The sequence below is a fragment of the Actibacterium sp. D185-2 genome (assembly GCF_054954595.1).
Window position 1 is genome coordinate 55,561 of sequence record NZ_JBPWNX010000014.1, and the last position, 22,175, is coordinate 77,735.

Genomic DNA, 22,175 nt, shown 5'->3' on the forward strand with positions numbered 1-22,175 from the left:
TCGAGCATCAGACACCTATTTCTTCCACCTCCCGAGCGCGCAGATACTCCTGGCGGTCCTCCTCATTTGTTTGCCTCAATGTTCGCTGGCTCACCGCGAGATACAGATCGATCATTTGCCGATGAGCCTTATCGGTATAGGCTTGCGGATTGTTTCTGAGGCCAGCCATGTAGCCCGTCAGTCGTCGGAAAAAGATCAGAGGATTGCAATAATCCTGGATATCATCCCAGCAGTCCATGAAGCCTTGGTGATTCAGGCGTGACGTCAACCTGCGGTCGCACTCGCCCTTGCATACGAAGTGGACCGAGTGCGTGATATCATCCTTGACTGCGAAGTTGATTGCGCCCTTGAAATTTCCTTTGGTGCTCTCCTTCAGGAGGTCCCTTCCGCAAACCTCGCATTCCAGCGGCACATACTCACCGAGAAGAGGATGGATTGGCCGCAACGCCGTGTGGCTAGCAGGAAGATGCTGAAGCAAGACTCCAGACAACCCAACATCGTGAAACCCGCTCTCAATACGAGCTCCGTCAAATACTTCAAAAGACTCAATTGTGCCGTTACCACGAAGATCCTTTAGGCGGGTAATCAGCGCAGCACTGGCGGTCGTAGAGTAAAACCCGAGAAATCCATTCGCATTATGGTGCACCAGCCGATCCGTTATATTTGTTTCATGATTGGTCCCGACGGACCCGCCACCAGCGGCAAAGTGCTTGCATGACACAAGCCATGTGAAAGACCGTGTCGCGAGCTTTCCTTTTAGTTGCTCCTTGACTAGCAAGTCGCGACCACCGTCCGGGCCCGGCCCAGGCGGCACCTCGACTACCAGGCCTTGCGCCACAAGATAGTCCCGGCAGAAGAGCTCCCAATCGTCACCATTTCTGATTTCCGTATAGTCAATCATCGGAAGCCTCTTGTTTTGGTTGGTCTCACGCAGTCATCTGCGCCAGCCGATAACTCCTTGTCAGATTATTTGACAAGCCGATCAACCGGATACGGGTTTCATTACGTCGTTAATTCCAGATCCGGCAGATCCCGCAGGCTATGCAGATCGAAGGTCACCAGAAACGTCTCGGTCGTCACGAAGGTATGCGGCGCCCCGGGCCGCGGCGACCGCGGCCCGCTTGCGATCAGGTCCTTGTAGCGCAGCCGGGCTAAAAGATCGCGGCTGACCTCCTTGCCGAAGATGTCGGCCAACCCCGCCCGGTCGATCGGCTGGTGGTAGGCGATGGCGCAAAGCACGCCCATCTCCATCTCGGAGAAGGCAAGCGGCTGCTCGCCAAGGTCGGCCGCCGCCTTGATCGCGGCCCCGAACTGCGTCCTCGTTCGGAACATCCAGCCGCCGGCCACTTGGGCCAGTTCGTAAGGACGACCCGTCAGCTCGGCCTGGACGTCCTCGATCAGCATCTCCACCGAGGCCCCCTGCCCCACCACGCGCGCGAGGTCCTCGCGGCTAACTGGCGAGGCACTGGCGAAGAGCACCGCCTCGATCCGGCCCATCCATTCGCGCCAGCGCAGCTCCTGCGGCAGGTCGTCCAGATCCCGGTCAAAGACGGCGCCGCCTTCCTCCGCCGGTTTCCGCTTCCTGGTCGCGACCGTCATGGCGCGATCCCGTAGAGCCGGAAAGTTGGCCGCCCGGTCAGCTCCCGCGCGACACCCAGCTCGACCAGCCGGTCGCAGAACCGCCGCGCAGCGCGATCGGTCATGGAGATCGAGGTCCCGCGAATACGCGGCGACAGCATCGACGCCGGGGCGACCGCATCTTCGGTCAGGAACAAGTCGACCGCCGCATCCGAACCCTTTGCCCGCAGCTTCGACGCCACGGACCGAAGCGCCTCCGCGCGACGGACAAGCTCTCGCACCAGCCGGATCACAGCCTCGATGGACTCGAGGATCCGCGCCTGAACGGCCATCTCGGCACTCCGCCCGTTCGTGGCCAGATCGCGCAAAACGGCCTTGGTGAGATGCTGCGCCGAAACCGGCAGCACGGTCGTCCAATTCAGCGCCCGCGCTAGGACGATATCCGAGAGCAAGCAGGCGGTGCGCTCTGCCCGGTCGTCGGCCTCGAGCACGGCGCGCAGGGCGGCGACGCAACCCGACAACGGACCATGGGTCCGTGCGCGCTCCAATCCCACGTCGAGCCAAGCGCCCACCTCGCCCGCGAACTCCGCACCAAAGAAGTCGGCGATCTCGCCCGTCCGGCCTGCACGAAGCCGGACGCCTTCGCGCCAGAACGCCAACAGATCGCCATCCGGACCACGCGCCTCGCCCGGCGGCGCCAGGTGAAAGGCGTCTCGGATATCCGCCTCCCGCGCCAGCCGTCCTTCCAGCTTCGACGTCGCTGTCGCAGCCGTCAGGGCCAGCCGGTTCGCGAGCAGTTTTAGCGGCACCCCATGCCTGGGATCACCGAACAGCTGATCGAGCACCGTCAGCGCCGCCCCTGACCGAAAGGCCACAGTTTCAGGGGTTTCGGCACGTCCGGAGGTGACCCAGGCAGGTAGGTGCGGTAGTTTGATCGGGTCGTCCGAGATGGCTGTCGGCTGATATGTCATGCCACAAGACTAGTCTCTCGCGGCGCTTTCGTCTACAAAATGATGCGAAAACCGCCGCACCTTGCCGCTCTCTGCCATGTCCAATAAGTTTGCATTATCGGACATGAAGTAATATGCTCTGCGATATGTCAGAAAACAACGAGAAATCGAGCTCATCCGCGCCAAACGGGTCTTCGGTCAACGAGGACAACGAGAGAGATCACCGTGACGGCGACGCTTTAAGCCTGCCGTCCTTTGTGGCCGGCTCTGGCACCCTTGATCGGCTGGTGGACACCGCGCGCGACTATGCCCGCGCCGCGGCCTCGGACAAGACGCTGAAGGCCTATGCGAAAGACTGGGCGCATTTCGCGCGATGGTGCCGGATGAAGGGCGCGGAGCCTCTGCCCCCGTCGCCCGAAATGATCGGGCTCTACCTTGCGGACCTGGCGTCCGGTTCGGGCCTCTCCCCTGCCCTTTCGGTATCGACAATCGAACGCCGCCTTTCCGGCCTCGGTTGGAACTACGCGCAGCGAGGGTTCACTCTCGATCGCAAGAACCGCCACATCGCCACCGTACTGGCCGGGATCAAACGCAAACACGCCCGTCCGCCGGTGCAGAAGGAAGCGATCCTGGCCGAGGACATCCTCGCGATGGTAGCCACCCTTGCTTTCGACCTGCGCGGGCTGCGGGATCGGGCCATCTTGCTCCTCGGCTATGCAGGTGGTCTGCGTCGGTCGGAAATCGTCAGCCTCGACGTACATAAGGACGACACACCGGATTCTGGCGGTTGGATCGAGATCTTCGACAAAGGCGCCCTGCTCACCCTCAATGCCAAGACCGGCTGGCGTGAGGTCGAGATCGGACGCGGCTCGAAGGATCAAACCTGCCCCGTGCATGCGCTCGAACAATGGCTGCACTTCGCCAAGATCGACTTCGGTCCAATCTTCGTCGGCACCTCGCGCGATGGCAAACGCGCATTGGAAACGAGACTGAACGACAAGCATGTCGCGCGCCTGATCAAGCGCACGGTTCTGGACGCCGGCATCCGGTCGGACCTGCCTGAGAAAGACCGCCTGGCGCTGTTCTCCGGCCATTCGTTGCGCGCCGGTCTCGCCAGCTCCGCCGAAGTCGACGAGCGCTACGTCCAGAAGCAGCTTGGCCACGCCTCGGCCGAGATGACCCGCCGCTATCAGCGGCGCCGCGACAGGTTCCGGGTAAACCTGACCAAAGCCGCCGGTCTCTGAGCCCCTGCCCTATCACGCCGCCTGCCCACTGAGCCTACCATAGAAGCTGCGCTCGAGATGCAGCTCCCCTGCCCCGGCTTTCTCTACCATGCCCCGCAGATAGCCGCCCGGCGAGGCAACCTCGCCCGCACTGTGCTTCTCGAAGACGAGGGCAAACGCGGCCGTGGCCACCTGGGTGCCCATTCGGTCCTGCGCCACGTTCCAGGCATGCTCAGAGATCCCGATCATCGGCCTGAGTTGACCGGCAACCCGGTGCAGATCGCCCCAATCCTTGAGGAATCCACCCAAATTCCGCGCCCAGGACGCGAATTCCGGACAGGCCTGCATGATTGTCGGCAGGTCGAGCGCTGTGCGCTTCTTGCGCACCTCGGCAACCCAGTCTTCCAGCTCCCTGTCAACCCGCTCTTCCGGTGGCGCATTGGGCACCACACCCGCAGCTTCCTCTTTTTCAGAGGAATTACTAGTTACAGGATCAAGTTGGTTTGTAATTAGTATATGAGGTTCAGAAATGACCTCCCTGGGGTTCATTTCTTGAGTCTTCTCCATGACTTGGGCATCTTTATCATCGGTGTTTTCCACAGGTTTCGCCGCGCCCGTCGCTTTGAGATAGGCCGCCTCAACCCGTTCCTGGAGTTCCTTGAACCATGTGAACAAGCGCACCAGCTGTTCGGACGCTTCGTGTCGGCGCGGTAGCCGGTCGAGAAGCTCTTCGAAAAGCCCCGTGAATTGCCTCCAGGGCCCGCGCAACGCGCTGCTGAGAGCTGCCTCGATCCGGGCTCGGATCATCCGGCGCGCCACAGTGATCTGGCGCTTCAGGCGCTGGCAGAGTTCGCGCTCGGCCTGCAAATCGGCATGCAGTTCCTCGAACTCCTCGACACGGGCTGAAAGCGGCGACAGATCGAAGCCATAGGCCTCGACGATCCGCCCCTCTGCGTCCCTGCGGCCCCACCGCTTGCCATTGGGGCTATCCTGGAAGGAGATCACGCCGATCTCAGCAAGGCGCCGCGCGTGGCGCTTGAGGGCAGACAGCGAAAAACCCGTTTGCTCCATCAGATAGGCGTTCGACGCCCAGACGATCGGACGCTGCCCCTCCTCCCAATCCTGGGCCTGAGTGAAGGCCCCCAGTGTATCGAGGAGCATCATGTCGCCGGCTTTCAGGCCGATATGTGCCCCCACGCGCTTGAGTGCCACGAAGGCCCGTGTTTTGGGTACTGCTACCCGTTCACCGGCTTGGGCAAGTTGCTCAGCAACCCCAAGACCCGGTGTCGGCTTGCGCCAACCTGTATGTTTCATGCCTGTATCTCACCTCCGGTTAGTTGGAGGCAAAAGAAAGCCGTTCGCTCAGGAGCGTTCGTCGTTGACAGTGATTCGTGGGAGAGGTATCTTCTAAGCGACCAAACTTTTCAGATTAGCTCTCAGGCCACACTGCTTGGGGGCTTTTCTTTTGCCTAGATCATTGTTCCGACTGCTCCTCTTTTGTCGCGAGGAAATCGCTGTAGAGCTGATCCAGTCGACCGGAGAGAAAGTCCCCGAACTCGGTTGAATCTTGCGCCGTTAGCGAAATACTGAATGCCTTACCGGACCGCCCGATGACGCCTTTGATGCGGCCTTTGCCGGCGGTCCAGGTGCGTTTTTTGGGCGCAGCGCGTGCTTTACGGCGCTTCGGCGCCCTGCCGGCTTCTGCCAGTTTGCTGTGCAAGAACTCGAAGCGAGCATCACTATCGAGATGCTGAAACCCGTCAAACTCCAAGGCTACTTTCAGGATCTTGTCATTCGCGGGCTCCAAAGCCAGCTTTTTGAAATCCTCCCAACGATCCCGTCCGATCTGCTTGGCTGGGCCAATCTGCTCGATAACGTCCCGCGGAACGTTCTGAGCCACCGAGAGCATGCGCGAAAGCAGTGTCCCATCAATGGTCAACGCGGCTTGGATCACATCCTTTGCCTGCCCCATATCCAAGAGATTCTTCGCGAACAGCGCCTTCTCGATGAACGAGAGATCTGCGCGTGCCGTATTTTCCTGCCCTTGAGCAAGAATGTGCGCCACATCGTCCATTGGTTTGACAACAGCGCGAACCTTACGGTTGAGCGCCGACGCAACTCGCACACGGCGATGCCCGAAGACGATCATATAGCGGCCGTCTAATTCCGGATGCGGGCGAAGCAATACTGGTGTGTCCTGGCGGCCGGCAGCGATCGATGCCTTCAGTTCATCGAACGCCTGATCGTCATCACTGAGGCGATCCGAGACAAAGGACACGTCGATCAATTGTGGATCGATCTCCACAATCGTTTCCCCTTCGAGGAGACGCTTCGAGTTCTCCGCGAGGCTGTCGATTGAAACTTTCATCGACTTCGAAGCACCGCGCATTGCGTAACCAGAGCGGCCAGAATCCTTGGGTTGCTCAGGGGAACCGCTCATGACGCTTTTCAGGAGGTCTTTCCGAGCCATCAAGCTAACTCCTTTGCTTTGCGATCCAGCCCACGCTCTGCGCTCATCCGATCAGTTGCAAGGCTGTCAAAATCGGAGATCTGCACGGCTGTCAAAATGTCGGTCATTCGCGCCCCCAGGCCTTGTGAATCAGCTCTGCGATCTCGTCGTTCACGTCGTTCAAAGAAGTGACAGCGCGATCATAGGTGGTCCGGACAAACTGCGACCGCTCGACTTCGTAGAGCGTCTGCTTCGTGATCCCTGCGTCGGATATCGCGGTCGATTTCAACACTGGAGCCGACAGCATCTGATTTGGAAACATTGCCTGGAGGAACCCGACCATCTGCTTTTGGGGGCCGTCCGTCGGTTCAAATCGCGTTACGAGGTAACGGAACCACTTCAGGCGCATGTTCGCTCCAGCGTCACGGATCGTCTTCATGATCCCGCCCAACATCAGAAGAAACTGGCTCATCGACATGACGTCCAGCATCTGAGGATGGACGGTCACAATCACCGAAGATGAGGCCGTCAGAGCGGTGAGCGTCAGGTAGCCCAACTGAGGGGGGCAGTCGATTACGACCACATCATAGCGCTCATCAACCTCGCCGAGCGCTTTGGATATCCGAGTGAAGAAGGTTCGGCCCTCATGGGGGTCGCTGCTCGTCAGTGCAACCGGGGTATCATATTCGTACTCTTGCAGTTCGAGGCTTGCCGGAACGATATCCAGATTTGGAAAGTTTGTCGGTCGGATTACTTCGGAGATGGGCTTGCGCTCGTCATCATACCGTAGTGTCTCATACAACGATGGCACGTTGTCGAGTTCAGGCTGAATACCGTGCAAAGCTGTCAGCGAAGCTTGAGGATCCAAGTCGATCGCAAGAACGCGATGCCCCTTCAGCGCCAAATGCTGAGCGAGATGAGCTGCGGTGGTGGTCTTTCCGCTGCCCCCTTTGAAGTTCACGACAGACACAACGTGCAACTCTTCGCCTGGCTGTCGGTAGGGCACATATCGACGCTTGCCGGGCCGACCATGTTTGTCCAGATAAGCTCTCAGCTCGAGCATCTGCTCCGCAGAGTAGCTACGCCTTCCGGATGACGACGTTTCAGGCTCGGGGCCTTTGCCCTCGAGGTGAAGCTTCTTGATGGTCGACTGGGTTACGCCAAGATAGTAGGCAACCTCCGCCAGCGAAAACTGACGTAGACCTTTCTGGGCATCTGGAGGATACTGTTCTTGCCGCAACATATTGAGACGGTCAGAAATCAACTCTCCCTGCTGAAGGATGATCTCGTCGAAGGGTTGATCCTTCGTATCAGCCTTGAATGACCTATCTCGCATCCGCCTGCCCTCTAAATATCGCTTTTTCAGCGATTTCGCTCTTTAAAGTGTCATCTACACGGAAAAATGAGTCTTAACAACGATTTTCACCCAGAGGTTCGAACCCACTCGATGCACCAGGCGGTTTAGATGCGGCGACAACCTGTAGCGATCACGGAACACCGCGACTCAATATATAGGGACAATAGCGACATCTTCGACGCAGATATTGGGTCATGTCTCGCGGCGATACCTCTGTAACCATCTGTTTTATTTTGAATTTATGCGACTGCACGGCTGTCAAAACACATGCAGATCTAGGACTCGAAACGCCCGACAGCACCTCGAAACCTAGGGTGCCAAAACGAACAGTATCGGCCGGGCCTTACAAACGGACTATGATCATTTGCTGCCGTTCCGCTCTTCAATCACGGCAGACCAACATATAACCAAGTCGTTTCGGGGGCCTAGAAGGCAGCGGAAATCGGCTGGGTTGCCCCAGCCGATTCTTTGCGTCACGCGGCGTCTTTCGGCCCCCAGGGGATGACGGCCTGCAGGGACAGATCGTCCTGGTTCGCGGCCTTGCCGAGGTTGGCGTTGAAGCCATGGTCGCGGATGGTCAGCGTGTAGTAGTCAGCGCCGGTCTCCTTGTTCTGCTTCTTCCAGATGCCGCCGCACTCGACCAGCTTGCCGCGCGGGGAGCGGCCGAGGACGCGGTGCGTGGGGGCCATCGGGTTCGTGCTCGCGACGGGTTCGACCGTGATGTCGAGGTCGAAGGTCAGGGTCGAGATGGAGCCGACGCCCTTGGCGGTTTCGATGTCGGCGCTGGTGAATTTGATGCAGTTCGTGGTCATTGCTCTTCTCCTTGTTTGCGTTGCAATGATGGTCACCTTGCAGCTGGCCAAGGCCCGGCCACACCGAAGGCGAAGCGCAGCGGAGAGGGGCAGGCGCCGGTCTTTTTGCTCCGCGAGGAATGGCCCGCAGGGTCAGGGGAAAAAGATCGGCGACAACCTTTGTGGACGGGACGACAGCTGCGACCAGCATGTCATGCAACTCAGACAAAGGGAGAAGTGCGGGGGCCACGAAGGAAGGTGAGTGAACAGACGAGGGAGATGCCAGGGACCTTGGCACCCTTCTAAACTGATCGCTGATAAGACAAAACCCAGACGTCAAAGTCGCATCCACAGGATCACTACCGCGCCCATTGTCTTCGCGAAAGCGCCCACGATGCAGATGAGTACTCGAGGCGGTCAGAGCGTGGAACGAAAGGCCGGGTCGTCACGTGACACCGCAACCATCCAATCGCCCGAAATGAGAGCCCGGCTGGTCGGTTCGGTCAATACATACGACAGGACACTTGGCCATTGGTCGCCGCAACCAACTGAAAGGGCATACTGCCTGACTCGTGCAACCGTCGCTGACTTGCCCTTCCAGTGTGCATGCTATACGTCATTGACACATACGCCGCCGAAACCTATATGGAACTTAACATGACGCGATTGCAAACAGTGGTCGAACTGCCCGAATTCCAAAGGCGCGCCAAGGCAATCATGTCGGACCAGGAACGTGAGGCGGCGATCAACTTCATTGCCGCCAATCCGGAAGCGGGCATCTCTCTCGGCGGCGGGCTGCGCAAGGTCCGCATTCCGAGAGAGGGGAGCGGCAAGAGCGGCGGCTTCAGGACGGTGTATGTCTTTGGCGGGACCCATATGCCGATCTTTCTGATCACGGTCTTCGCCAAGAATGAGAAAGCCAACCTGTCAAAGACCGAACAGGCTGCTGCGGTAGAGATGAGCAAGGCGCTTGTCGCGAAATATGGAGACGCAACATGAGTGCATTTGAATCCGTATCCAAGGGCCTCGAAGAGGCTCTGGCCTTCGCGAATGGTGATTTGGCCGACGCCAAAGTGCATGAAGTGTCCGTGGCGGAGGTCGATGTCGCCGAAGTCCGGCAACGGACGGGCCTGTCCCAGGCCGAGTTTGCGAAGAGCATTGGCGTCGCGAAAGGTACGCTCCTGAACTGGGAACACGGGCGCCGGCACCCGACAGGCCCAGCACAGGTTCTGCTGGCATTGATCGCCAAGAAGCCTTCCGTCGTACAGGACCTCTTGCGCGGGGCGTGAACCGGGGCCTAAGCCCCGATCCTCTTGATGCGGATTCCGAGCTTGCGGGCCTTGTCGACGATGTTCTCGGTGATGCCCGAACCGGGCGTGGCAATCAGACCCTGCGGCATGGTCTCGAGCATCTTGTCGTTGCGCTTGAAGGGGGCGGCCTTGCCGTGGTTCTTCCAGTCGGGCTTGAAGACCACCTGGGTGACGCCACGGGTATCTGCCCAGCGGGCCGCGATCATCTCGGCGCCCTTGGGCGTGCCTCCGTGCAAGAGCACCATGTCGGGGTATTTCGCATGGGTGGCATCGAGGACGGACCAGATCAGATCGTAAGCCTGATAGTCCCCGCCCGAGAAAGCGATCCGCGTGCCTTCGGGGCAGTGTACCTCGGTCTCCTTGCGGCGCTTGGCCGAGAGATAGGCCCGGCTGTCCACCACGGCGGAGGTGAGACCGCGATGGGAGACCTTTGATCCGGTGCGGGGCAGCCAGGGTGAACCGGTGGCGGCCGAGAAGTGGTCCACGGCCAGATCGCGCATCTGTTCGAAGGCGTCACGATGGTCCCAGAGCTTGAGCCCGATCATCTGGAGGCGCTCGAGCTCGACCGAGGCGACCTCGGAGCCGTCCTGGATTGCCAGACTTTCCCGGACCTCGAATTCGTTGTCGTCGAGGAGCTTCTGGATATGGGTCAGCCGGCGATGGAAGATCGAGGTGAGGGACCAGAGCATCTCTTCGAGATTGTCTTCCAATTGGCTGCCGGTGAGGAGGCCGATGGTGGTGTCGAAGAGGGTCGCCATGGCGAGATCGACCTCATCAGGTTGGGGCAGGGGGCGGTGATCGGTCTCGCCGGGTCCCGGTGTTGCGCCGTGAAGTGCCAGGTGGTCGAGGATGGCGGAGGTGACGCCGGTTTCCTCTTGGATGTCTGTCTGATGGGGCATTGTCTGGTTCCTCTGTTTGATCTGACCCGATTTGGATGGGGCGATACCAGGACCGGCGGCGACCGGGCCGCATCCGTCAGGATCGGAGCGCAGCGGAGAATGCGCCGCGGGCCGGAAAATTGTTCCCGCGAGGAATGAGCCGAAGGCTCAGGGGAATTTTCTGGTTCGGGGCGCATTGCTGCCCGGGCGAGGGGCACTCAGCCCCGACCCGCCGGTCCATCGCTCCCCTTTTCCAAACGGGATCAGATCGAACCTGCGGACCCTTTGCCCAGTCGGACATCCCCGGGGAGGTTGGCGGTCAGCCGTCCTCGATCTCCAGACCTTGTGTTTTCATGGCCTCGAGCAGGGAGCGGCGCAGCGCATCCTTGCCAAAAGCCCGCAGATCGTCGTTGAAATCGCCCATGTTCGGCACGAGATCACCACAGGCAATTCCAATAGATTCCAATTGGTTACGAAATCTCGTTGATGCGTTACGTCCAGCTTCGTCATTGTCTCGCACGATCCAGATGCGCGTGATCCCCGGCGGCGGGATGAAGAGGCCGAGATGGGTGGCGGTGAGACAGGAGGCGAGGTCGAATTCTGGCAGGGCGGTTCCGACCGAGAGGGTGTTCTCGAGCCCTTCGCCGACGATGAGATCGCTGCGAGGTGAGCCGGACCAGAAGCGGATGGCATGGCCGTGCAGCTGCCCGAGGATCCGTTTCGGGCTCTCGATCTCGGCCAAACCGCCGGTGGACGGGTCGAGATAGACCCTTGCGCATCCGGTGATCTGACCCCGATTGTCGGTGATCTTTGCGAGTAGGGCAGGGGCCCGTTCCGGCGGATCGGCGCCGTCCTCGCCCTGCCTGAGGAAGACCCGTGGGTGATAGCGGATCGCGGGACCGAAGCGCGTGATGCCGCGCCCTTGCAGATAGGTGGCGGCGAGGGTTCCAAGGACCGGCTTGCCCGCGGCGAAAAGTTTGCGCGCCCGCGCGATGCGTTTGCTGGAGGCTGCATCCGGGCGCTCAGCCCTTTGGGTGTCTCGAGGTACGGCAGGGCAGGGAGCTTCGCCGAGAAAGGATCGGGCTGCTCTCAGCGTTTCCTTCAACGTGGTTGAACCGAGCCGCTCGTGCAGCAGGTCGATCAGGTCGCCATATTCACCCGTCGCGAAATCTTGCCAGGACCCGGCTTTACGACCACCCTGCGCCTGCAGACGGATGGCGAGGCTCTGGCCCTTTGCACCGGACGTGTCGCCGACCTGCCAATAATTACCCAGCTTGCGCCCCTCGGGGAAATACTGGCGGCAGAAACTCTCGGCATGGTCTGCCAGATCGGCCGAGAGGTCCGCGATACTGTGGCGCGCGCTCATGCGGCGGCCTCCGATGTGCCGGCGCCAACCGGATGCTCGGCAAGGATCCGTGTCAGCACCTCGATGCCGTCGACCGGAATGAACACCCGCGTCTTCCACTGGATCACTTCCGTGAAACAGCCCATTGCCTTCAGTCCGGGCAGGGCCGCGCCTGAAGCACCTATCAGCTCAAGCCTCGGCTGCCCCATGACCAGCGACCGGCGCAGCTGATAGCCGCCGAGGAGGTTCAGGGTCGTTCTGGCTTCCATCACCGCGGCGAAGACCTCCTGCGGTTTCATCTCGATCTGACAATCGAGGCCGAGCCGCGCGTAGACATTGAGAAGCTGCTCTTGGCTGACAAGACGGCCGATGGCGCGTTCCCCATCCTCGGTCTGCAGGCGGTAGATGCGCATGTTGTCAGCGGGAAGCCGATCCCAGATCGGCAGAAGGAGGCCGCAGATCAGCGTGATCTTCGAGGTGGTGAACTCCGGCACCGCGTCAACCTCGGCCTGCCAGAGCTGTTCGAACATGGCATCATCGATCTCTTCCCAGTGCGATTTCGAGAACTCGGTCAGCGCGAGGATCTCGGTGGCCATGGGCCGCAAGAGCTTCACCCGAAGGATTGGCACACCATCCTCGTCCATGAAGGCCGGCGCCTTCACCATCAGGGCCGCGCGTTTGGAGGAGGTGTTCCAGCAGAGCGTCGCACCTTTTGTATCGGAGCAGATGGCTTTGACCCGGGGCAGGGTCAGCGGATCATTGCGATCGGTGCGCTCGACGGTCAGCGCGGTCGCCGTTGCGCCCGTCGCCTCGTGCTCGAAGATCACCTTGCGATCGACGATCTCGAACTTCTCCGCGCGCAAGGTTTCGAGACCGATATCGAGCGTGCCTGCCTGGCGCGCGTCCTCGATGATTGCCGAAAGAAACCCGCCGAAGGCCTCAAAGATCGCGTCCTGCATGTCGATCCTCAGCGCAAGGCAGCGATTCAGGAACTGCTGGATCGGCGGCAGATTCTCTTTCATCGTGCCATCCACCTCATCGAGCGTCAGCCCGGTCATCTCCTGAAACTTCGCGTAGGAGCAGGCATCGATCTTGCCCGCCCGCAGCTTGTAGAAGAACTGGCGCAGCGCAGCGCGGGCGTAGGGGCTTTCGAGATTGTCCTCTGCGCGGAACATGTTCTGGCCGCCCGTCTCGCGTTGCCCCTTGGTGATCGCCCCCAGCGTGTCGAGGCGACGCGCGATGGTGGAAAGAAACCGCTTCTCCCCCTTCACATTGGTCGCAACGGGTCGAAAGAGCGGTGGTTGCGCCTGATTGGTGCGGTTGGTACGCCCCAGCCCCTGGATCGCATTGTCGGCCTTCCAGCCGGGTTCCAGGAGGTAATGCACCCGGAGGCGCTGGTTCTTTGCCCCAAGATCGGCGTGGTAGCTGCGCCCGGTGCCACCGGCATCGGAGAAGATCAGGATGCGCTTGGCTTCATCCATGAAGGCCTGCGTCTCGCCGAGGTTGGAGGAGGCGGGGCGGTTCTCGACCTTGAGCCGCCCCTCACGCGTTTTTACGATGCGCCGCTTGCGTCCGGTGACCTCGGCCACCGCCTCCCCGCCGAAATGCCAGAGGATCTGGTCGAGCGCGCCCTGCACCGGGGCGAGGGCACCCAGATGCTGGACAAGATCGTCCCGCCGCCGCTCCGCCTCGCGGCAGATGATCGGGTTGCCATCGCCATCGAGGGCAAGGCGCGAGCGCAGATCGCCGTTCTCGTCGGTGTAGGGCTCGAAGAGTTGCGTCGGGAAGGAGTGCATCAGGTAATCCATGATGTTCTCCCTGGGCGTAAAATCGACCTGCAGATCATCCCACTCCGAAGGCGGGATATCCTCGAGTCGCCGTTCCATCACCGCTTCGCTGGTCGAAACCACCTGGATCACTGCAGAATGCCCCGCCGCGAGGTCCGCCTCGATAGAGCGGATCAGCGAGGGGCATTTCATGGCGGTGATGAGATGATTGAAGAAACGCTGCTTGTTGCTCTCGAAGGCCGAGCGCGCAGCGGATTTCGCCTGAGGGTTCAGCGTACCGGTCTCGGAGGAAATACCCGAGGCCTGAAGGGCGGCCTCCAAGTTGGTGTGGATGATCTGGTAGGCGTCGGCATAGCTGTCATAGATCGCGATCTGTGCGGGCGTCAGCTCATGCACCAGCATTTCGTACTCGACCCCGGCATAGGAGAGCGAGCGTGCCAGATAAAGCCCGAGCGCCTTCAGGTCGCGCGAGATCATCTCCATGGCCGCAATTCCCCCGGCCTCCATCGCGGCGACAAACTCAGGCCTTGTCACGAAGGGAAAATCCCCGGTGCCCCAAAGGCCAAGGCGGGAAGCATAGGCGAGATTGCCGACGACCGTCGCGCCGGTGGCCGAGACGTAGAGCACCCGCGCATCCGGAACCGCGTTTTGCAACGCGAGGCCCGCAAGACCCTGCTGGGAGGCCTTTTTGTCGCCGCGGTCGGACTTTTCGCCGGCGGCATTCGCCATGGCGTGGCTTTCGTCGAAAGCGATGACCCCGTTGAACCCCTCGCCAAGCCAGGACGTCACCTGATCGAGGCGGGAGGCTTTCCCGTCGCGTTCAGCAGAACGCAGGGTGGCATAGGTGACGAAGAGGATGCCCTCTGGGAGACGGATATCGCTCCCCTGGCGGAATTTCGACAGTGGCACGATATCGATCTCGCGCCCCCCAAGCGCCATCCAGTCGCGCCGCGCATCCTCGATGAGCTTGTCGCTCTTCGAGACCCAGACCGCCCGTCGGCGTCCCTGCAGCCAGTTGTCGAGGATGATGCCCGCGACCTGCCGCCCCTTGCCGCAGCCGGTGCCGTCACCCAGGAACCAGCCCTTGCGCAGGCGAAACGCGCCTTCGTCGCCCTCGGCCGCCGCCATCAACTGGCCTTCGATCTCGCCGCGCTTGAACCAGCCCTTGAGATGCGTCTCATGCGCGTTGCCCGCATAGATGACACTTTCCAGCTGCGGCGCAGAAAGAAGGCCGTCCTGAACGAGGTTCTTCGGCAGGATGGGACGATAGGTCGGCACGGGCGGCGGCACCGAGGCCATAGCGGTGGATTGCACCAGCGCGGTCGGATGTTCCGCCGCGCCATCGATCCTGATCGCCTGAAGGTCATAGGCCTCGTAGACCGTGTCCTGCAGCGTGCCGTCGGGTTGGCTCCAAGCCTTCGGCAGGTAGTCGATCGGGGCCGTCGCGATATCGTCAAACGGGTGCCTTGCGCGTTCTTCGGCAAGGGCACGGGTTTCCTTGCGCGCGGCATTGCGCAGGGCCTGCAGGTTGGTGCGGGTCGAAGCGGTCGGAGCCGACAGGGCTGTGCTGGTTGGGCAGGGTGGAGGGCTGCGGCGCACCGGGCAATGGGTCAGAACTGACGCGAGAAGTTCACCCGTGGTCGCGCAGATCGGATGGTAGACGGCCTCGCTTTCGACCGATGCGATCTCATCAGCGCCAGTCGCACGCTTGTCGATCACCGTCAGCCGCGTGTCGATCGTGGTGCCATGCCGCGCAAAGACCTTGCCGTCGATAGCGGCGGAAAATACCACATCGGCGCTTTGTGCGATCCGCTGAAACGTCGACTGAAAGGATTTCGTCGAGTGGCGGAAGCTCTCGCCGGTGATGACGACAAGCCGCCCACCCGGCGCGAGGCGCGCCAAGGCGGAAAGCACATGTTGACTAGTCGCCTGTCGAAATCGGCCTTCGACATGGTTGGCGGCAGAGAAGGGCGGGTTCATCACAATGACCGAGGGCGTGATCGAGCGAATTAGCCGGTCATCGATCGAGGCAGCGTCGTGTTCCGTGACAACAGCCTCCGGAAACAGATGTCCCAGCAATGCGCGGCGGGTTTCCGCAAATTCGTTGAGCGCCAGCCGCGCGCCCGCAATCCGGGCGAAGATCGCCAGCATGCCGGTGCCGGCCGAAGGTTCGAGCACCAGATCGTCGACGCGAAACCCCGCAGCCTGGGCGACAATGGCCGCGAGGGGCATGGGGGTTGAGAATTGTTGCAAGCGTACGCTGTCTTCTGAACGCCGCGTGTGGGAGGGGGCCAGACCGGCGAGACGCTCGATCATGGTGAGGAAGGCGTGCGGCGAGGCGGCCTGACGTTGCATCAGCGCGCCATAGCGCGCGAGCATCAGGATCTGGGCGACCTCTGCGGCTTCGTAAGCATCCTTCCAGATCCAGGAGCCGCTGGTGTCGCTGGCACCGAAGGCTTGCTCCATCGCAGTGCGAAGGGCGGCGGCGTCGATGGACCTGCCCGCCTCGAACAGGGGGACGAGGGCTTTCGCAACCTGCATCAGGTGTTGGGCGAAGCCCGGAGCCTCTGGCAGGGCAGGGGCGTCGGGCTCGGTTGCAAGTTGGACGGAATGGGGGTGAGCGTTCATCGGCAATCTCCGGGGTTGAGGGTTGGCCCCAAGCCCCGCGCGCACTCTCTCACCCGGGAGGGGTCACCCCTCCCGCCCTGCCTCTTGCTCTTTCATGGCAATGCCCCGCTGCGTGTTTGACCGGTGTCAGAACGGCCGCAGATGCCGCGGCACATCCATGGACTGATGCAGGACCCGGATCACGAAGATCCTGTCCGGGTCCACCTCGTAGAACACGAGGTGCCGACCCGTGATCAGTTTGCGCGCACCCTGCAAGAGATCGGAACAGTCAGACCCAATTTGAGGATTGGCGATCAATCCCTGCAGGGCACGCTCGATGTCGTCGAGATAACGATCCGCCTGCGCCTCGCCCCACTGTCGGTCGGTCTCGACCCAGATGTCGAGGAGATCGGATTTTGCCGCCTGAGAGTGATGAATGTCACGCATCAGAAGCGCCAGAGCGGCTCCGCGCGTCGCGCTTGATCTCATCCATGTCAAGCGGACCGGCGTCACCGGATTGTTTGCCCTCCATCAGCGCAACGCGAAGCCGCGCCCGCTGACCTTCCTGCTCCTCCATCAGGCGCAGAGAGGCGCGGATCAACTCGCTGGTTGACCCGTAACGCCCCTCTTTAAGCATCAGGGCGATGAATTCGTCCCAATGGGGGCCAAGTGTGACGCTTGTGCTTGCCATGCTCACCTCCGTAATACGCATGAATAAGATATATGAGTATTGTGGGCGTTTCAACTCGGGGGTGGGCTTGCGCCCTGTTCCGCAGCGGCGGGTCTTTGTACCTCTCGCAAAATCAGAGGATCTACAACCGCCCGAGCCTCGGACAGGCAGTCCAGCTTATAGTGCTCGAAGAACCCCCAACAGGCGTCGATCTCTTCACCGTCACGCTCGACGACATAGCCATAAACCCGTCCGCCGAGGTAGGCATCGAAGGTGACGATCTCAGCGCGCAGAATGTCCTTGGCCTTTTCGCGCATCGCCTTGGTGACTCGCTTCGCGCCGAACTCCTTTCGAACCGTTTCGAGCGTTACGTATACGAAGCCAACTTGGCCGGAATCCCACGGACAATGGAACCCGATGGTGTTCATCGCGAGGCCGGAATGGTCGTAGAGATACACGGGCAAGATGATTGCCTTGCGCTCGGCGCGCTCGCGGAGGCGATCCAGTGAGAGATCGCTCTGATCCGAGACGCCCGCAAGATCTCGCAGGAACGCCTCGGGGCAGTCGAACCGGTGGCTGTCCCCCAGCCGGTATCGGTGGTGCCAACAGATCAGCGCTCCGAGGTTGGACCACTCCCTTGGGCTCTCAGAATCGGGGTCGTGATAGATCTTGATGACGTGGCCTTGGTAGGCCTCCTCGTAGACAGGGTCTTGCATGTCGATATCCTTTCTTGAAACGAAATCGACCCGCCAAGCCGATTGGGGCTCAGGCGGGTCGATCTGGATGGGATCAGATGGTTGGTGAATGTGCCGCCCAGTGGATCAGGCGGCGGCGCGGTTCTGGCGATGCTGGACGTGCTCGACCGAGACCTTGAGAAGCCAATCCTCAAACCCGAGAATGGTCTGGTGATAGGCCACCGCCTCGATCCAGACCGCGCGCGGATCGCTGCCGATCTGCGTCGGGTCGTTGTCGATCCGGCCATTGGCCATCCACGGCTCCGGCTGAATGCGCCCGAGCCAGTCTACCAGCGAAGGGATACGTCCCTGGCAATCTTCGCGCACATGCTGCTCGCCAATCCAGCGGATCGGGACGACCCGGCCCGCGCTGTTGGTCAGGCTGCGACCGAACACCCGCTCGGCATCATAGATCCCGACGGTATGGTGTTTTTGGGCTCTGTGAACGAAAAGGCCTAGGTGCTCTTTGGATGAGTCAAACCAGTCATGCACGAACTGATAGTCGTCTGGAACACCGCCGAATTTTCGGGCAGAGCTTTCGGCGTGGTGGAGGGGATGTGCCATGTCAGAGCCCTTCATGTTCGGTGGTATTGGTTTCGATATAGCGGTTCGAGTGGCTGACATCGATCTTGTCGGTCTCGAGCGCCCAGGTGAGTTCGCCATAGCCGCCCTCGTTGTTCTCAAACCCAGGGCTCAGCGCATAGGCAAAGTCCCAGCCGAAATCTTCGGCCCGGCGCCGCAGCTCTTCCGTCAGGGTGATCGTGTCAGGGGTCACAACGACATCCTCGACATTGCCGGAATCGCCGTAGCCTTCGTATTGCACCTCGATGTTCGTTACGCCGAGGGTGCGCAGTTCGGAAAGAAGCGCCGCGCGGGTTTCTACCCGCTGTTCGGCAGCACGCCTCTGGGATTCTAGTATCTGCGCGTAGAAATCAGTCTCTTGTGTCATGTCTTTGATCCTTTGGAATTGAGGAAAGGGGAGGGCGACCATTACGCGAGGTCGCCCAGGAAGTTTCCTGCGGGGCTTCAGGCTGCCGCCGCGCCGCGCTGCTCAGCCGTCCGGTCAACCAGGTTGAAATAGAGGTTGTCGGTCGCGCGCTTGAACCCCGGCGGTTTGCGCGGGGCGAGACAGCGCACCGAGGCGCTGCAGCTCTCGCCGTGCTCCATCGCGAACTGCGTCACCTGGTCGATCAGGTCGTCCATGCCCGCGGCTTGAATGCGCTTCTCGGGGTAGCTCGCCAGCATCTGGAACTGGGTAACAACGAAGGCGCCATCGCGATGTGCGGGATAGAGGGTGATCTGGTAGTCGAGTGTCTTGGCCATCTCTGGTCTCCTGCGGCGGGCGGGACGCGGGTATCGCGCCCCTTGGAACCCGCCAGCGCGAAAGGACCGCCCTTGGTGCAAGGACGGTCCGAGGAGATGTTGGTGAAGAGGGGCGTCAGTATTCCGACGGCAGAAGCAGGGTCAGGACCCGGCGCGTTTGTTCCGGGTCGGATGGCTCGGGCGAGCCGTACATGTAGTCGGTGTCGAACAGGTCGAGCTTGAACCAGACTGTCGTGCCATCGAGGTCGATGACCCCCATCTCGTGCCAGCCATGAGGATCGCTGTCAGCGTTGAACGCATCAAACGAAGCAACGCGGCGGGTGAGAACAAGCTGGGCTTCAGGCCCAAGTGCTGAAACGCCGCGCGTCATGACGAACTGGCCCTGCGGCGCATCGACGGAGGGGGTGGTCCCGAGGATGGAGCGGCGAAAGGCATCATTATGAGCGGCAATCAGTGCGGCTTCCTTGACGGGATCGAGATCGAGTGTGGTGGTCATGGGATATCTCCGGGACGGGCCAGCCGATCCGACACCGGCTGCGTGAAACCCGTCAGCGGGAAAGGGCCGCCCTCTGCGCGAGGGCGGCCCAAAGTTCATGTCGTGATCAGATCGGTCTTCGCCGCGTCAGGCCGCATCCTCGCTCAGGAAGGCGGGCAAGGACGACGGTTCATCGCTCTCGGCGTCGGTCAGAGAATCTTCGGCGGACAAATCCCCCTCCTCGGCCTCCGGCGCATCGTTGCCCAAGTCGGCACCGGCCTCCGTCGCACCGGCAAACAGCAGCCCGTCAGGCAGCCAGCGCGTCGTCCTGGCAACCGTTGCGGCGTCGAAGCCTTCCGTCTCGCCGGCCGTTTCCGCGAAAGCCCGTTCCATCGCGGCTGCGATATCGCCCTTGCGCTCGCGATTGCGATCCTCGGCGTAATCGTCACCAATCAGTTTGCGCGCCGTGGCCACGGCATGGCCCTTGTTGACCCGACCCCAGTAGTTCTGCGCGGTCGGGCGCCAGCATGCCGCCACATCGACGTCAAGCCGCCCGCCGATCTCCTCGATGATCGGGGAGGGGCGATTGTCGGAGGAAAGCTGCGGCTTGACTGCCAGACCCGTCGCCCAGGCGAAAAGCGCTTGCTTGTCGGCAAGAGGCAGCGCCGACATCGCCTGGAAGTCCTCTGGTTTCTCCAAGGTCATCCAGTCGGTGGCGAGGTCCTGTTCCAGCGCCTCGAGCATTTTCTGGGCGACGGTATCCGCATGCAGTACCTCGCGGTTTTGCGCCTGGAAGGGCCGGATCGAGATGTCGAGCGCCTCGTTGTTGTAGGACCGCCCCAATGCTTGTTCGCAGAGCGCGTAGAGCATCGCATCGAACGCCACCTCGAAATCCGCCGCCAGATGTGCCCGCAGAATGTGCTGGCGCGTGGCCCGGAGATCGTCGGCCAGGCTCGCCGAAATACCGTCCGCCTTGCGCAAAGTCGCGGCCGGATCGGAAGTCGGCACCGGTGTCGAGGAGGTCGGCGGCGTCACGTGCGGGCGGGCAGGGGATGGGGCATCACCCGCATCCGTGGTGACCTCTTCGGGCTCGGGTGCCGCAGGAATATCTTCGGGACGCACGAGGCCTTTCTCGACGCGCAGTGCCCCGCCATGACCGATGGTCAGAACCACACCGGCGATGGCGCGATCAGCGTCTGCAAAAGGCTGCCGCTCTCGCTGCAAGGCCTCAATCTCGCGCAGGCGCGGCTCGATCGCGTAGTATTCTTCCGTTTCAGCGTCGGTCCAATCCTCGCCGTCATTCTGCGCCGCCAGTTCTTCCTCGCGTGCGATAAGACTTTCCTCCTCGGCTAGCAGGTCCGGATCAGGGTCGATATCCTGCGGATAGACCCGCCCGAAACTGCGAAATGCGCCGTAGTCGACCGAGAGGTGAACCTCGACCCATTTCCACGTCCCTTCAAAAGTCTTGGCCGCAGCCTGCAGCTTCTCGATGGCGAGGCGCTCGAGGAGCTCGGGGTTTTCCATATGGGCGCTGGCCCGATCGTCAAAGAGATCGCGCAGCAGAACCCCGCCCGCCGCCTCATAGGCCTCGATGCCGACAAAGCGCCCCAGGGCGGAGTTCGCCGAATGCGCAGTCTCGGTCAGCTGACGTTTGATGCTCTGGGGATGGATGTGATAACCACCCTTCACCGCGTTCCAGACCGCCAGCTGGCGATCATGATCGTCTGTCAGCGTGAAGGCCATGACGCATTCGAGGGTAAGGCCACCCGCACGGAACTGTTCGATGATCTCGGGCGCGACACGGGCGAGTTTGAGGCGGCGGCGCACCAGGTCGACGGAGACACCGAATTTCAGCGCGATCTCGTCCTCGGTGCGACCCTCACCGATCAGCGCCTCAAAAGCCTCGAACTGGTCTGCTGGGTGCATCGCAGCGCGCTGGAGGTTCTCCGTGGCAGAGGTGAGGATGGCGTTGCGCTCGTCCTCGACGAGGCAAGGCACCGGGTGGTCTGAGGGGATCACGCCGTCTTCGGCAAGCTGCTTCAGCGCCTTGAGGCGACGGCCGCCGGCATCGACCGCAAATCGTGTCTCTGACAACACATGAACCACCAGGTTCTGCTTAATGCCTGTCTCGCGGATGCTGGCGAGCAGTTCAGCGTCGTCGCTGGCACTTGCCGCAACTTTTCGAACGTTGAGAGGGCTCGGTTCCAGTTGATCGAGCGGGATTAGACGGATGTCGGTAGCGCCGTCAGTCGCGGTCGATCCGGCGGCTCCGGTTTTCTTCGCGGTGGCGGGTTTCGGGCGGGTTGAGGTCTTGGCCATGGTCAGGGTCCTTGTCACGCCGGACCCGGATGAGACTCTCTCTATCCTTTCAAGCCCGGCACCCGGGCTTCCCTTTCTCTGGCTCTATTCCAATTGCGGATCACCTTGCCACCAGGACCACGGGCCGAACTGCGTGAAGGCGAGGTCCTCGACGATTGGCGGAAAGCAGAGGCGGGTCATGCCGCGCGTCTTGCCCGTGTGGCCGGTCGCGTCGGCGCGCTGGACGACCGCCTGAAGCGCAGCCCGGAAGGATGGCGGCACAGGCTTGCCCTGATCGAGGCTGCCGACCTCAGCTGGTTCGCGGGTGACCGCATTGGCCCGGATCGCATTGCTATTTGGATATCCATGCGCCTGTCAGGCGTTCAAGAGGACCCCGCAG

Annotated in this window: 21 protein-coding genes and 1 pseudogene; 4 read left to right on the forward strand and 18 right to left on the reverse strand. The window is 61.4% G+C overall.

From position 1 onward, the window contains the following. Positions 1 to 7 precede the first annotated feature (7 nt). The 3 genes from ACSR1C_RS16885 to ACSR1C_RS16895 form a co-directional block, all read right to left on the reverse strand. Complete coding sequence (locus ACSR1C_RS16885) at positions 8 to 901, reverse strand: hypothetical protein (protein WP_350153492.1); 894 nt, start codon at positions 899 to 901, stop codon at positions 8 to 10. A gap of 101 nt (positions 902 to 1,002) precedes the next feature. Then, positions 1,003 to 1,599: an SMC-Scp complex subunit ScpB gene (gene scpB / locus ACSR1C_RS16890; RefSeq protein WP_287014502.1), complete on the reverse strand. Its 597-nt coding sequence runs from the start codon at positions 1,597 to 1,599 to the stop codon at positions 1,003 to 1,005. Then, entirely contained in the window at positions 1,596 to 2,549 is a 954-nt protein-coding gene (locus ACSR1C_RS16895) for a DUF1403 family protein (RefSeq protein WP_287014501.1), read from the reverse strand. The genes scpB and ACSR1C_RS16895 overlap by 4 nt, the downstream gene beginning before the upstream one ends. 125 nt (positions 2,550 to 2,674) lie before the next feature. On the opposite strand from ACSR1C_RS16895, the gene ACSR1C_RS16900 reads away from it, so the two are divergent. Continuing rightward, positions 2,675 to 3,772: a tyrosine-type recombinase/integrase gene (locus ACSR1C_RS16900; RefSeq protein ID WP_038069793.1), complete on the forward strand. Its 1,098-nt coding sequence runs from the start codon at positions 2,675 to 2,677 to the stop codon at positions 3,770 to 3,772. Positions 3,773 to 3,784: 12 nt separating this feature from the next. On the opposite strand, the gene repC is transcribed toward ACSR1C_RS16900, so the two are convergent. The 4 genes from repC to ACSR1C_RS16920 all read right to left on the reverse strand — a co-directional run bounded on the left by repC (position 3,785) and on the right by ACSR1C_RS16920 (position 8,369). Continuing rightward, positions 3,785 to 5,065, reverse strand: coding sequence for a plasmid replication protein RepC (gene repC / locus ACSR1C_RS16905; protein ID WP_074854998.1), 1,281 nt, complete (start codon positions 5,063 to 5,065; stop codon positions 3,785 to 3,787). 160 nt (positions 5,066 to 5,225) lie between these two features. Continuing rightward, positions 5,226 to 6,221 (reverse strand): plasmid partitioning protein RepB, encoded by a 996-nt coding sequence (gene repB, locus ACSR1C_RS16910; protein WP_038069770.1) that lies wholly within the window; start codon positions 6,219 to 6,221, stop codon positions 5,226 to 5,228. 103 nt (positions 6,222 to 6,324) lie between these two features. After that, positions 6,325 to 7,536 (reverse strand): plasmid partitioning protein RepA, encoded by a 1,212-nt coding sequence (gene repA, locus ACSR1C_RS16915; RefSeq protein ID WP_038069768.1) that lies wholly within the window; start codon positions 7,534 to 7,536, stop codon positions 6,325 to 6,327. Positions 7,537 to 8,030: 494 nt separating this feature from the next. Continuing rightward, on the reverse strand, positions 8,031 to 8,369 hold the full coding sequence (locus ACSR1C_RS16920; protein ID WP_017470241.1) for a DUF736 domain-containing protein: 339 nt from the start codon (positions 8,367 to 8,369) through the stop codon (positions 8,031 to 8,033). A gap of 636 nt (positions 8,370 to 9,005) precedes the next feature. Between ACSR1C_RS16920 and ACSR1C_RS16925 the strand changes: the two genes are divergently transcribed. Both ACSR1C_RS16925 and ACSR1C_RS16930 read left to right on the forward strand, forming a co-directional pair. Beyond that, positions 9,006 to 9,347, forward strand: a complete 342-nt coding sequence (locus ACSR1C_RS16925) for a type II toxin-antitoxin system RelE/ParE family toxin (RefSeq protein WP_038068091.1) — start codon at positions 9,006 to 9,008, stop codon at positions 9,345 to 9,347. Next, entirely contained in the window at positions 9,344 to 9,637 is a 294-nt protein-coding gene (locus ACSR1C_RS16930; protein WP_038068090.1) for a helix-turn-helix domain-containing protein, read from the forward strand. The genes ACSR1C_RS16925 and ACSR1C_RS16930 overlap by 4 nt, the downstream gene beginning before the upstream one ends. Positions 9,638 to 9,645: 8 nt before the next feature. On the opposite strand, the gene ACSR1C_RS16935 is transcribed toward ACSR1C_RS16930, so the two are convergent. From ACSR1C_RS16935 to ACSR1C_RS16985, 11 genes are all read right to left on the reverse strand, one after another. Further along, entirely contained in the window at positions 9,646 to 10,557 is a 912-nt protein-coding gene (locus ACSR1C_RS16935; RefSeq protein WP_038068089.1) for a DUF2493 domain-containing protein, read from the reverse strand. A 298-nt stretch (positions 10,558 to 10,855) separates the two neighbouring features. After that, positions 10,856 to 11,902: a DUF7146 domain-containing protein gene (locus tag ACSR1C_RS16940; protein ID WP_038068088.1), complete on the reverse strand. Its 1,047-nt coding sequence runs from the start codon at positions 11,900 to 11,902 to the stop codon at positions 10,856 to 10,858. Then, entirely contained in the window at positions 11,899 to 16,296 is a 4,398-nt protein-coding gene (locus ACSR1C_RS16945) for a strawberry notch-like NTP hydrolase domain-containing protein (RefSeq protein ID WP_038068087.1), read from the reverse strand. The genes ACSR1C_RS16940 and ACSR1C_RS16945 overlap by 4 nt, the downstream gene beginning before the upstream one ends. A 126-nt stretch (positions 16,297 to 16,422) precedes the next feature. Next, entirely contained in the window at positions 16,423 to 16,722 is a 300-nt protein-coding gene (locus ACSR1C_RS16950) for a type II toxin-antitoxin system RelE/ParE family toxin (RefSeq protein ID WP_038068086.1), read from the reverse strand. After that, positions 16,715 to 16,966, reverse strand: coding sequence for a type II toxin-antitoxin system ParD family antitoxin (locus ACSR1C_RS16955; protein WP_009827037.1), 252 nt, complete (start codon positions 16,964 to 16,966; stop codon positions 16,715 to 16,717). The genes ACSR1C_RS16950 and ACSR1C_RS16955 overlap by 8 nt, the downstream gene beginning before the upstream one ends. Positions 16,967 to 17,016: 50 nt before the next feature. Next, the gene (locus tag ACSR1C_RS16960) at positions 17,017 to 17,661 is read right to left on the reverse strand and encodes a hypothetical protein (protein WP_038068083.1); all 645 of its coding nucleotides are present in this window, start codon (positions 17,659 to 17,661) and stop codon (positions 17,017 to 17,019) included. 105 nt (positions 17,662 to 17,766) lie between these two features. After that, positions 17,767 to 18,243 carry a DUF6915 family protein gene (locus tag ACSR1C_RS16965; RefSeq protein WP_038068081.1) on the reverse strand — a complete coding sequence of 159 codons (477 nt, stop codon included), beginning with the start codon at positions 18,241 to 18,243 and terminating at the stop codon, positions 17,767 to 17,769. Position 18,244: 1 nt separating this feature from the next. Further along, the gene (locus ACSR1C_RS16970; RefSeq protein WP_038068105.1) at positions 18,245 to 18,628 is read right to left on the reverse strand and encodes a DUF6878 family protein; all 384 of its coding nucleotides are present in this window, start codon (positions 18,626 to 18,628) and stop codon (positions 18,245 to 18,247) included. Positions 18,629 to 18,705: 77 nt separating this feature from the next. Further along, entirely contained in the window at positions 18,706 to 19,002 is a 297-nt protein-coding gene (locus tag ACSR1C_RS16975) for a hypothetical protein (RefSeq protein ID WP_038068079.1), read from the reverse strand. A 115-nt stretch (positions 19,003 to 19,117) separates the two neighbouring features. Next, positions 19,118 to 19,498, reverse strand: coding sequence for a DUF3768 domain-containing protein (locus ACSR1C_RS16980; RefSeq protein ID WP_038068078.1), 381 nt, complete (start codon positions 19,496 to 19,498; stop codon positions 19,118 to 19,120). Positions 19,499 to 19,624: 126 nt separating this feature from the next. After that, positions 19,625 to 21,796, reverse strand: coding sequence for a ParB/RepB/Spo0J family partition protein (locus tag ACSR1C_RS16985; RefSeq protein WP_038068076.1), 2,172 nt, complete (start codon positions 21,794 to 21,796; stop codon positions 19,625 to 19,627). 93 nt (positions 21,797 to 21,889) lie between these two features. On the opposite strand from ACSR1C_RS16985, the pseudogene ACSR1C_RS16990 reads away from it, so the two are divergent. After that, positions 21,890 to 22,175 (forward strand): annotated as a pseudogene (locus tag ACSR1C_RS16990) (ubiquitin family protein); the annotation flags it as partial.

Coding starts and splice junctions, on each gene's coding strand:
- ACSR1C_RS16955 (WP_009827037.1), bottom strand. CDS start 16,966: ATGGCAAGCACAAGCGTCACACTTGGCCCCCATTGGGACGAATTCATC.
- ACSR1C_RS16950 (WP_038068086.1), bottom strand. CDS start 16,722: ATGCGTGACATTCATCACTCTCAGGCGGCAAAATCCGATCTCCTCGAC.
- ACSR1C_RS16930 (WP_038068090.1), top strand. CDS start 9,344: ATGAGTGCATTTGAATCCGTATCCAAGGGCCTCGAAGAGGCTCTGGCC.
- ACSR1C_RS16895 (WP_287014501.1), bottom strand. CDS start 2,549: ATGACATATCAGCCGACAGCCATCTCGGACGACCCGATCAAACTACCG.
- ACSR1C_RS16940 (WP_038068088.1), bottom strand. CDS start 11,902: ATGAGCGCGCGCCACAGTATCGCGGACCTCTCGGCCGATCTGGCAGAC.
- repC (WP_074854998.1), bottom strand. CDS start 5,065: ATGAAACATACAGGTTGGCGCAAGCCGACACCGGGTCTTGGGGTTGCT.
- ACSR1C_RS16920 (WP_017470241.1), bottom strand. CDS start 8,369: ATGACCACGAACTGCATCAAATTCACCAGCGCCGACATCGAAACCGCC.
- ACSR1C_RS16965 (WP_038068081.1), bottom strand. CDS start 18,243: ATGGCACATCCCCTCCACCACGCCGAAAGCTCTGCCCGAAAATTCGGC.
- ACSR1C_RS16925 (WP_038068091.1), top strand. CDS start 9,006: ATGACGCGATTGCAAACAGTGGTCGAACTGCCCGAATTCCAAAGGCGC.
- repB (WP_038069770.1), bottom strand. CDS start 6,221: ATGGCTCGGAAAGACCTCCTGAAAAGCGTCATGAGCGGTTCCCCTGAG.
- ACSR1C_RS16985 (WP_038068076.1), bottom strand. CDS start 21,796: ATGGCCAAGACCTCAACCCGCCCGAAACCCGCCACCGCGAAGAAAACC.
- ACSR1C_RS16970 (WP_038068105.1), bottom strand. CDS start 18,628: ATGACACAAGAGACTGATTTCTACGCGCAGATACTAGAATCCCAGAGG.
- ACSR1C_RS16945 (WP_038068087.1), bottom strand. CDS start 16,296: ATGAACGCTCACCCCCATTCCGTCCAACTTGCAACCGAGCCCGACGCC.
- ACSR1C_RS16900 (WP_038069793.1), top strand. CDS start 2,675: ATGTCAGAAAACAACGAGAAATCGAGCTCATCCGCGCCAAACGGGTCT.
- ACSR1C_RS16975 (WP_038068079.1), bottom strand. CDS start 19,002: ATGGCCAAGACACTCGACTACCAGATCACCCTCTATCCCGCACATCGC.
- ACSR1C_RS16935 (WP_038068089.1), bottom strand. CDS start 10,557: ATGCCCCATCAGACAGACATCCAAGAGGAAACCGGCGTCACCTCCGCC.
- scpB (WP_287014502.1), bottom strand. CDS start 1,599: ATGACGGTCGCGACCAGGAAGCGGAAACCGGCGGAGGAAGGCGGCGCC.
- ACSR1C_RS16980 (WP_038068078.1), bottom strand. CDS start 19,498: ATGACCACCACACTCGATCTCGATCCCGTCAAGGAAGCCGCACTGATT.
- repA (WP_038069768.1), bottom strand. CDS start 7,536: ATGCGAGATAGGTCATTCAAGGCTGATACGAAGGATCAACCCTTCGAC.
- ACSR1C_RS16960 (WP_038068083.1), bottom strand. CDS start 17,661: ATGCAAGACCCTGTCTACGAGGAGGCCTACCAAGGCCACGTCATCAAG.
- ACSR1C_RS16885 (WP_350153492.1), bottom strand. CDS start 901: ATGATTGACTATACGGAAATCAGAAATGGTGACGATTGGGAGCTCTTC.